This is a genomic window from Phenylobacterium sp. RIFCSPHIGHO2_01_FULL_69_31 (assembly GCF_001824475.1).
Classification (GTDB): domain Bacteria; phylum Pseudomonadota; class Alphaproteobacteria; order Caulobacterales; family Caulobacteraceae; genus Phenylobacterium.
Window position 1 is genome coordinate 24,028 of record NZ_MHXN01000035.1, and the last position, 9,165, is coordinate 33,192.

Annotated in this window: 14 protein-coding genes; 2 read left to right on the forward strand and 12 right to left on the reverse strand. The window is 67.1% G+C overall.

All coding sequences use genetic code 11. The features are described from left to right. Positions 1-6: 6 nt before the first annotated feature. From A2790_RS19345 to A2790_RS19355, 3 genes are read right to left on the reverse strand one after another with little or no spacing between them, the layout of a single operon-like run. A complete protein-coding gene (locus A2790_RS19345; RefSeq protein WP_293395135.1) occupies positions 7-579 on the reverse strand; it encodes an RNA polymerase sigma factor in 573 nt (190 codons plus the stop codon). Next, entirely contained in the window at positions 576-1,016 is a 441-nt protein-coding gene (locus A2790_RS19350; protein ID WP_257817718.1) for a periplasmic heavy metal sensor, read from the reverse strand. The genes A2790_RS19345 and A2790_RS19350 overlap by 4 nt, the downstream gene beginning before the upstream one ends. After that, positions 1,013-1,306 (reverse strand): hypothetical protein, encoded by a 294-nt coding sequence (locus tag A2790_RS19355; RefSeq protein WP_257817717.1) that lies wholly within the window; start codon positions 1,304-1,306, stop codon positions 1,013-1,015. Before A2790_RS19355 ends, A2790_RS19350 begins: the two co-directional genes overlap by 4 nt. Before the next feature lie 120 nt (positions 1,307-1,426). Between A2790_RS19355 and A2790_RS19360 the strand changes: the two genes are divergently transcribed. Further along, on the forward strand, positions 1,427-2,599 hold the full coding sequence (locus tag A2790_RS19360; protein ID WP_293395139.1) for an acyltransferase: 1,173 nt from the start codon (positions 1,427-1,429) through the stop codon (positions 2,597-2,599). Positions 2,600-2,665: 66 nt separating this feature from the next. On the opposite strand, the gene A2790_RS19365 is transcribed toward A2790_RS19360, so the two are convergent. From A2790_RS19365 to A2790_RS19385, 5 genes are all read right to left on the reverse strand, one after another. Beyond that, the gene (locus A2790_RS19365; protein WP_293395142.1) at positions 2,666-3,025 is read right to left on the reverse strand and encodes a DUF305 domain-containing protein; all 360 of its coding nucleotides are present in this window, start codon (positions 3,023-3,025) and stop codon (positions 2,666-2,668) included. 17 nt (positions 3,026-3,042) lie between these two features. Beyond that, positions 3,043-3,444, reverse strand: coding sequence for a four-helix bundle copper-binding protein (locus tag A2790_RS19370; RefSeq protein WP_293395145.1), 402 nt, complete (start codon positions 3,442-3,444; stop codon positions 3,043-3,045). A gap of 339 nt (positions 3,445-3,783) precedes the next feature. Continuing rightward, positions 3,784-4,158, reverse strand: coding sequence for a hypothetical protein (locus A2790_RS19375; protein WP_293395148.1), 375 nt, complete (start codon positions 4,156-4,158; stop codon positions 3,784-3,786). 91 nt (positions 4,159-4,249) lie between these two features. Next, the gene (locus tag A2790_RS19380; protein ID WP_066680675.1) at positions 4,250-4,555 is read right to left on the reverse strand and encodes a hypothetical protein; all 306 of its coding nucleotides are present in this window, start codon (positions 4,553-4,555) and stop codon (positions 4,250-4,252) included. A gap of 131 nt (positions 4,556-4,686) precedes the next feature. Continuing rightward, the gene (locus A2790_RS19385; RefSeq protein WP_066680674.1) at positions 4,687-4,965 is read right to left on the reverse strand and encodes a metal-sensitive transcriptional regulator; all 279 of its coding nucleotides are present in this window, start codon (positions 4,963-4,965) and stop codon (positions 4,687-4,689) included. A 92-nt stretch (positions 4,966-5,057) separates the two neighbouring features. Between A2790_RS19385 and A2790_RS19390 the strand changes: the two genes are divergently transcribed. Continuing rightward, positions 5,058-7,409: a heavy metal translocating P-type ATPase gene (locus A2790_RS19390; protein WP_293395150.1), complete on the forward strand. Its 2,352-nt coding sequence runs from the start codon at positions 5,058-5,060 to the stop codon at positions 7,407-7,409. Here the strand turns inward: A2790_RS19390 and A2790_RS19395 are convergent. The 4 genes from A2790_RS19395 to A2790_RS19410 all read right to left on the reverse strand — a co-directional run. Then, the gene (locus A2790_RS19395) at positions 7,406-7,669 is read right to left on the reverse strand and encodes a hypothetical protein (RefSeq protein WP_293395153.1); all 264 of its coding nucleotides are present in this window, start codon (positions 7,667-7,669) and stop codon (positions 7,406-7,408) included. The two genes, A2790_RS19390 and A2790_RS19395, sit on opposite strands and share 4 nt — an antisense overlap. A 13-nt stretch (positions 7,670-7,682) precedes the next feature. After that, positions 7,683-8,252 carry an SRPBCC family protein gene (locus tag A2790_RS19400; protein ID WP_231732256.1) on the reverse strand — a complete coding sequence of 190 codons (570 nt, stop codon included), beginning with the start codon at positions 8,250-8,252 and terminating at the stop codon, positions 7,683-7,685. Between the two features lie 67 nt (positions 8,253-8,319). Continuing rightward, the gene (locus tag A2790_RS19405) at positions 8,320-8,772 is read right to left on the reverse strand and encodes an MgtC/SapB family protein (protein WP_293395164.1); all 453 of its coding nucleotides are present in this window, start codon (positions 8,770-8,772) and stop codon (positions 8,320-8,322) included. Continuing rightward, the coding region (locus tag A2790_RS19410) for a phosphoribosyltransferase family protein (RefSeq protein WP_293395167.1) at positions 8,765-9,165 on the reverse strand (401 nt) is incomplete at its 5' end. The genes A2790_RS19405 and A2790_RS19410, both read right to left, overlap by 8 nt.

Sequence of the window (9,165 nt, forward strand, 5' to 3'; positions counted from 1 at the left end):
TGAGGATTAAATCGCCGATCGGTCGATAAGCTCCGCAAGCTGCTGGCGGGCCCGGTAGACGCGCGTCTCTACGGTCTTGACGGTCACCCCCAGGAGCGCGGCGGCTTCCTGCTGAGTGAGCTCGTCGAAATAGGTCAGTAGCAGCGGCTCTTTGAGCTTGATCGGTAGGCGGTCGACGGCTTTCTGGACGATGGCCCGGCGCTGCGCCGCAACGACCGACTCCTCCCCGTCGGGCGCCGGATCCGCTTGCGCCTGCGCCTCGGTTGATTGGTCGTCCTTCTCTCCCAGGATGAACCGACGAACCGCCAGACGGCGGGCGCGATCGCGGCACTTGTTGAGGGCTATGGCGCGCAGCCAGACCGGGAACGCCCGCAGATCGTCGAAACGCGCGAGCGCCTTCCACGCCGCTACGAAGGTCTCCTGCACGACATCGACAGCCGCGTCGGCGTCGCCGACGTAGCGGCGCACGAAGCCATACAGCGACGGCTTGTGCCGACGCATGAGCGTGGTGAACGCCCGATCCTCCCCGCCCCGCGCGCGCCGGACGAGATCGGCGTCCGTCTCTTCCTGAAGCGTCACGGCGCCTGTTCAGTGAGGGCCTCAGCGACACGCTTGTCGAACTGCGCAGCCTGGTCCGGCGTCAACACGGTGCGCATCGCCAGGACGTGCAGGATGGTTTCGTTCTGAAGGGCCCCCATGGCGTCGTGGAACCGTTCGACCGCGGCCTTCACCTCCGGCGAATACTCGTGACGCACCTGAATGGCCCGGGCGAGCTCGGCGTTGGCGGCGCGCAGCTCGGCCTCCCGCGCCCGACGACGAACCGCGAAGTCCTGCTCGAGCACATCCAGCCTCTTCCGCTGCTCGGGGGCGAGTTTCAGCTCTTCGTGGACGAACTCATGCAGCGAAGGCTGGTGGCGCTGGTCATAGATGTAACGCGCGCCAATCCAGGTTCCCCCGACGGCCGCGATGACCGTCAGGAGCAGCGTGAGGATCAGCCCACGGCTGAAGAAACTCATCCGTGGTGATCCAGGAGGGTGGAGGGGGCGAGCTCCGCCTTAGTGGAGAAGGCGGACACCTCCTGGGATTGCGCGGCCACGGCGACCGCAGTCGCGCCGCCGCTCGCCACGCCCAATCCCAGCGCGCCGACGACGGCCGCGGCCCGTACCGCCAGGAGCGTTGGAGCGGCCGCCCGCGCCTGGCGCACGCGCTCGATGCCCTGCCAGACCCTCGCCTCCAGGCTCTGGTAGCCGGCGGGTAGCGGCTCCGATCGAAGCGCTCTCAGTTCGTCATCAAGTCTGTCGTCCATCGCAACACCCCGATCATCCGTCATGACTCTATACGCAGGATCTGGTGGGCTCCCCTCAACTGAGGGCCGGCGGCGCCGTCCCGCGTATGTCCTATAGAGGTCGGGAGCTGGGGGGCTGCAATGGTTCGTCGCGAAAGCGAAGCGCGCGAGGCTGGAGGCGTGTTTCCAGCCGATCTCCCGGCTCTTACCAGCGTACGCTTCTTGTTGGCCTTGGGGGTGGTGCTCTTCCACTATCAGCTGCAGTGGCCTTGGGACGCCATGTCGTCGACCGGGTTCTTCGACCGGGCGCGGCTCGGGGTCGACGCCTTCTTCATCCTCTCCGGCTTTGTCCTGACCCACGCCTATCGCGATGCGATCGCCGGAAACCGGATGAATTATGGCAGGTTCCTGATCGCCCGCTTCGCCCGAATCTACCCGGCGCACCTGGCTGTGCTCGCCTTCGTGCTGGTCATGGTCACCACGGCGAGCCTGGTGGGCGCTGAGTTCGACCGCAATCTCTACAATCCCGCCGGCCTCGTCACGACACTGCTCCTCGTTCACGCCTGGCTCCCGGAGGTGGTGAAAGCCGAATGGAACGGTCCCTCCTGGTCGCTGTCCGCCGAGTGGTTCGCCTATCTCGCCTTCCCGGTATTTGCGTGGATCGGTCTGAAGCTTCGGCGCCGGCCGATGCTGCTCTTAGCGCTGACCGCCCTGCTCTTCCTGGCGCTGGACCAAGTCTACCAAGCCCTGTTCGACGACATTGTAGTGCACGCTGAAGCGAGCATGGGCATACTGCGCATCATCCCCGAATTCCTCTACGGCGTGGCCCTCTACCGCTTAGGAGAACGCCTGCTGCTTGGTCGCCGGGCCGCCGTCCTGTTCGCCGGGGCGGCGGCGATTCTTCTCGTCGCGCTGATGCACCTGAAGGCCGACGACCGATGGATCGTCGCTGCAGCGGGCCCGCTCGTACTGGCTCTGGCTATGCTCTCGAAGGTACAGGCCGAGGGTGTCCTCAAGGCGCGCTGGCCCCGCCTCGGGGGCGAAGCCTCCTACGCGCTCTATCTCGTCCACATGCCCATCCTGATCGCCTGGAAGGGCGTCTGGTCGGCCGCCCAGGGGCGCGACAGCGGCTATGTACTCGGCTGGTGGGAGGTAGCCGCGCTCCTGGCGCTGTCGCTTCTGGCGGCCATCGCCCTTCACCTACTGTTCGAGGGTCCGGCCCGTGCTTGGATTCGTCGCCGGGCGGATCGCCTTTGGCCCGCCCCTGAGACTCGGGCCCAGATGCGACCAGGCTCCCAGCCGCCTGACATCTAGGTCAGGGTCCAAGGGCGAGCGATCTGATCGGCCTGGGCGGGCGCAAGGAGCCCGCGGCTGATCTGCTTAGGGCTTCGGCGCGCGTCCGCCGTGCTTGTCGAGCCAGGCCTGCAGTTCGGCGATCTCCTTGCGCTGCATGTCCGCCGATTTTTGCGCCATCTTCTTCGCCTCCGCGTCGTCGCCGTGCTTCAGCACCGCATCGGACATCGCGATCCCGCCCCTATGGTGCTCGATCATCTTCAGCGCCCAGGCGCGATCAGGATCGGCGTCGTTGGCGGACATCATCTTCTGATGCATGTCCTGCATGCCCTTCATGTAGTCTTGCTTGGCCATTTGGCCGTGCTGCATGCTGGCGGGGCCCTGCTGAGCGAGGGCCGGTGCGGCGAGCAGCGCGGCCCCAGCCGCAACGATGGCGATCATTTTCATCTGGGAGCCTTTTGCGATCAGTGAAACGTCTGGAGGGCGGCCTGACAGGCCTGTTCGCAGCGCCGGCACGATTCGGCGCAGATGCGGCAGTGCTCATGCATGCTGGCGTGACGGTCGCATTCCTCCGCGCAGAGCCGGCAGGCCTCCTCGCATGCCCTCAGCACACTCTGGATGATCGGTTCGTTTGAGCCGGTGCGGCGTGATGCGATGTGGCCAGCGGCCGTGCAAATGTCGGCGCAGTCGAGGTTCAGGCGAATGCATTGGGTCAGCTGCGCGACCATCTGCTCGCCCAGGCAGGCATCGGCGCACGACGTGCAGCTCTGAGCGCAGTCGAAGCATTCCTCGATGCAGCGGATCAGGCTGTCGTTTGTGTTTCCGCGCACCTGGGGGTGCGTACTTATTATTTCATGGGCGTGCATGGCCGTCATCCTATGCAGGTGGATGGCCGCTGAACCCTCATTCTGGAGTTCCGTTCCGCCGCACGGGCCGAGGAGCGAAATCTTTTGTCCGTAGAACTGAAAAACCGAGGGAGCAGCCTTCCGCGTGCGTATTGCCGCTCGTCTTTTCCGGGCTCAAGCGGGTGGGGGTGAACTCATCATGGGAGCGCAGTGACGCTCACGCGAAGCCTCACAGCTAGCTTGCCGGAGATGGGAAACGCACGGGAGTTCGTCAGTGGGCGGCTCCGGGCTAAGCGTCATTAACATCCCGTGCTCGTGCGCTACGGCAGAAATGCACAGGGCCGGACCCGACGGCGCCACCTACATGTGTCCGTCCATCTTCATCGGCGGATCCGCCTTCTTCATCGGGATGGAGCCGTCGTTCTTGGCGCCCATGCCGTCGGCATGCGCCTTGGCGCCCATCTCCATTCCGCGCTCATGCGCGTCGCGTTCCATCTCCATCCCTTCACGGTGCCCCTCGGCGCGAGCCTCTTCTAGGGTTTGAGACGAACTCGCATGATGCTCGCCGGCTTCGCCCGGGGCGCCGGGCGTCGTCGCCGGAGCCGTGACGACGGGCGACGGGGCGCCGGGCGCCGGAGCCTCCGTCTTCTGCTCGCACCCGGCCAGGCCGATCGCCGCCAAGGCGACGGAGCCAGCCAAGGCCTTTAGCAGACGGGGCGGCAAGAGATGGGTCATGGGTCGCGTCCTGTCGGTGGGTCAACGAAGCGGCAGATAAAGTGAGGCCGACCGGCTGCAGCATGAAGGGCGCAGCCGGTCGGCCGCTTTCCTACTTCTTGGCTTCAGCCATCTTTGCGGCGCACTTTCCGTGCATCTTATCCATCTCGGCCTTGCTGAGCGGCTTCATCTTCATGACCCCGGGGGTGCCTTTCATGGAGGCGTGGTCATGCATGACCCGGCCGTCCATCTTCCGGCCCATGACGCTCTTGCACTCTTCGTGGGTTGGGTTGGCGGGATCCTTGACCGAAACGGTGGCGTCGGCCGCGGCCTTGTGATCTCCGTGTTCCGGCTGCGCGTAGCTCTGGCTGGCGGTGGCGAGGCCGAGGGCCGCGATGGCGACGAATAGGGTACGCATGGGTGTGTCCTTTGCTGGTCGGCGGACAGCGGCTCGCCGTGCCCTCGATTGAAATATGCCAAACCCTAGCGTTCCCTCCAAACCCAACCTTGATATCGATCAAGCGCCGCTGCGGCGGGACGCCAGCGCCATCAGTTCCGCAGCTTGCCGATCAGCTCGACCAGCTCGGCTGTCTTCTGTTCGCGCTCCGCCACGTCGCCGCTGGCCGCCATCGCACCAGCGACGCAGTGTTCGAGGTGGTCTTTCACGAGTTCGCCCTCAACCCGGCGCAGCGCCGCCCTCGCGGCGTGCAACTGCGTCAGGATGTCGAGGCAGTAGCGATCCTGCTCCACCATGCGGGAGATGCCTCGCACCTGCCCTTCAACCCGGTTCAGCCGGTTGATCAGACGTGGCTTGTTCGTGCGTTCCATCAAAGCCTCCGCCGCTCGGTGCGGCAATATACAGAAAGCCGCGATTTGATCCATGCCCCACTGGGGTATATATACGCCGAACAGGAGGCCCCATGAGCGGTCAAGGCCATACCCACCATCATCATGCTGACCCCAGGGACCGCCAGGCGGCTGACGTGGCGGTCACCGACCCGGTCTGCGGCATGGCGGTTGATCCGGCGACCACGCCGCACCACGCGGAGCATGCGGGGCAGACCTTCCACTTCTGTTCGGCCGGGTGCCGCACCAAGTTCGTCGCCGATCCGGCGAAATACCTGACCAAGGATGAAGGCCCGTCCGCTGCGGCGCCGGCAGGGACGATCTACACCTGTCCGATGCACCCCCAGATCCGAAAGGAGGGTCCGGGCAACTGCCCCATCTGCGGCATGGCGCTCGAGCCGGAAACCGCGACCGCCGACAGCGGTCCGAACCCCGAGCTGATCGACATGACCCGCCGGTTCTGGGTGGGTCTCGTCCTCACCCTGCCCGTTCTCGCGCTCGAGATGGGCGCGCATGTTCTCGATCTGCACCGCTGGATTTCGCCCACGACGTCGAACTGGGTGCAGCTCGCCCTGGCGACCCCCGTCGTGCTGTGGGCCGGCTGGCCCTTCTTCGAACGGGGCTGGGCGTCCCTGCGGACGCGCAACCTCAACATGTTCACCCTCATCGCCATGGGGATCGGGGTGGCCTGGGCCTACAGCGTCGTGGCCACGCTGGCGCCGCACATCTTCCCTTCGGCGTTCCGGCGCACCGATGGCAGCGTTGCAATCTACTTCGAAGCCGCGGCCGTGATCACGGTCCTCGTGCTGCTGGGTCAGGTGCTGGAACTGCGGGCCCGCGAGCAGACCTCGGGTGCGATCAAGGCGCTGCTGGACCTCGCGCCCAAGACCGCGCGACGGGTCCGGACGGATGGGACTGACGAAGAGGTCACGCTCGACCAGATCCTGGTGAGCGACCAGCTGCGGGTGCGGCCGGGCGAGAAAGTCCCCGTCGACGGCGAGGTCGTGGACGGCCGCGTCTCGATCGACGAGTCGATGGTCACCGGGGAATCGATGCCCGTGACCAAGGAAGCGGGCGACAAGGTCGTCGGCGGCTCGATCAACAAGACCGGCTCCTTCGTGATGCGGGCCGAGAAGGTCGGGGCCGACACCCTGCTGTCGCAGATCGTCCACATGGTCGCCCAGGCCCAGCGCTCTCGGGCGCCGATCCAGCGCATGGCCGACCAAGTCTCGGGCTGGTTCGTCCCAGTGGTGATCGTGATCGCTGTCCTGGCATTCGCCGGCTGGGGGGTCTTTGGTCCCGAGCCGAGGTTTGCCTTCGGCCTCATCGCGGCGGTCTCGGTGCTGATCATCGCCTGCCCGTGCGCACTTGGACTGGCGACGCCGATCTCGATCATGGTGGGGGTCGGTCGCGGCGCCGGGGCCGGCGTGCTCATCAAAAACGCCGAAGCCCTGGAGCGGTTCGAAAAGATAGACACGTTGGTGATCGATAAGACCGGAACTCTCACCGAGGGGCGGCCAGCGGTCACCGCCATCGTGCCCGCCGCGGGTTGGGACGAAGCCGAAGTGCTTCGCCTGGCCGCCAGCCTCGAGCGTGGCAGTGAGCATCCCCTCGCGGACGCCATCCTCCGCGCCGCAAGCGATCGCAAGCTAAGCCTTTCAGAGCCGTCCGACTTTGACTCGCCCGTCGGCAAGGGCGTTCTGGGCTCGATCGACGGGCGGCGTCTGGTGCTCGGATCCGGCAAGTTTCTGAAGGAACAGGGGGTCGACACCGGGGAACTCGATAGTCAGGCAGAGTCGCTCCGCACTGACGGCGCTACGGCAATCTTCATGGCGGTCGACGGACAGGCCGCAGCGGTGTTCGCCATCGCCGACCCCATCAAGGCCACCACGCCCGAAGCCGTTCGCCTCCTGAAGGCCGAAGGCGTGCGGCTCGTCATGATGACCGGCGACAACCGCACCACGGCGCTCGCCGTGGCCCGCAAGCTCGGCATCGACGAAGTCGAGGCCGAGGTTCTACCGCAGGACAAGGCGGCCGTGGTCGAGAAGTTCCGCGCCGAGGGCCGCAAGGTGGCGATGGCGGGAGATGGCGTGAACGATGCGCCGGCGCTGGCGGCGGCCGAAGTTGGGATCGCCATGGGCGCGGGGTCCGACGTGGCCATTGAGAGCGCGGGCGTGACCCTCCTGAAGGGCGATCTGCAGGGGATCGTCAAGGCGCGGCGGCTGTCCCGCGCCGTGATGCGGAATATCCGCCAGAACCTCTTCTTCGCCTTCGTCTATAATGCGGCCGGCGTGCCGGTAGCGGCCGGCGTCCTCTACCCGGTGTTTGGCTGGCTGCTCTCGCCGGCGATCGCGGCGGCGGCCATGGCGCTGTCCAGCGTCAGCGTGGTGACCAACGCCTTGCGGCTACGAAGCGTAAAGCTCTAGCGCGGACGGGTCCCGTCCGCCGGCGGCGCCGGGTGCAAATCGGGTTCGTCCGGCGACATGATGTCGGTTTGCGACGGGTCCTTCCCGAAGGCGGACTGGTCGTGGGGTTCCCCCATTTCGTCCGCCGCGGCGGCAGGCGCGACCTCGCCAGACTGCGGGCCGCCGGGCTCTGCGGAGCAGCTCGTCAGGATGAGGAGCACGGCGGCGGCGAGCCCTTTCGTCGATGTGAGATGAGCCTGCGCGCTGGCCAGCCATCGCATACGTGAGCCCTCGCTACGCCGACTGTCGTTCGGTCGACGCGAAATGCTGGACGGCGTCGATCACCATCCGACGCACGCACCAGCGCGCGTAAAGCCCCGCAAGGGCTGGAAGCCACCTCGCCCACCCCCGGCTCGGCAGGGCGTAGTCGATCCAGACGGACAGGCGCGAACCGGCCCCCTCTTCGGTGATGGCGAAGCCCATCTCGTATCCGCCGATGACCAGGAGCCTCGGCTCCCCCGTTGTGCGCCAGACCTTACGGTGCGGCGGGTCGCGGACCGTGACCACCTCGTCGACAAAGAGCGACAAGCCAAACGCCGCGCCGCCCATGCGGATGTGCGAGCCCACCGCCTGGCCACGCCCCGCGTCGAACTCGTAGGTCATACGACCGCCGCCCATCATCACGGACGGTCGGCCCATGTGCTCGGCCAACCGGGTCTGGTCGTCCAGGCGGTCGAACACGGCCCGCGGCCGCGCGGGCGTCCGAGCGGTCGCCTCGCGGCGATGGCGGAACGCACCGACCTGGGGCCGGGCGCCGCCACCGGCGCCGGTCGGCGATGGTCCGACGGACTTGGCTCTCGGCATGGCGACCTCCAATCGATCGTAGCGTGACGCCGCCCGGAGAGGCGCAGGCGTGACCGCGCCAGTGCGCTCAGCAGCGCGGGGCTTTGTCCTTCGTTTCCTCCGCCGCCGGGGTCTTGGCGGCGAACGGCTCCGGCGCCATCAAGAGGATAAAGGTCAGTCCAGCGCCCAGCGCCATGAGCAGCCACTCCCCGAGGCCGGCGGCGAAGCCCGCGAGCGCGGATACCCAGACCGCTGCGGCGGTCGTCACGCCGTGGATCGAGCGGCCGCAGGCCGGGTGCATGATCACGCCGGCGCCGACGAATCCGACCCCCATCAGCACCCCTTGGAGCACGGTGCTGATGACCCGCGCGTCGTCGCTGTGGAGCCGCATGGCGATGACGCCGGCCATGGCGCCGGCTGTGGCGATCAACGCGAACGTGCGCGCGCCGACGAAGCGGATCCGCCGGGACCGCTCGAGCCCGATCAGAAAGCCCACGGCCGCGGCGGCGACGACCCGAAGGACCAGGTCGAGATCAGACATCAGCGACTTCCTCGCGCAGGACGGTCGCGATGAGCGGGGCCACGGAGATGGCGTTCGTGGCGTGCGGCACTGCGTCAGTGGAGACGACGCGCGCCGAAGCGCCGGCGACCTCGGTCAGGGCGTCGTCCCCGAAGATCGCGTGCACGATGGCGCAGATCGGGGGCGGGAACCCCCGCAAGCCGAGCTCGCGGGCCGCCGCCGTCAAGGTACGGCCGGAAGACGCAATGTCGTCGATCAGCACCGGCTGACGTCCGGCGAATGCGGTGAGGTCGGGAAAGGTGATCCTGACGTCGCGATCGCCGAACCGCTCTTTGCGCAACACGACCACCGGGGCGTCAGCGGCCGCGGCCACGTCCGAAGCCCATTGCTCACTCTCGCTGTCCGGTCCGATCA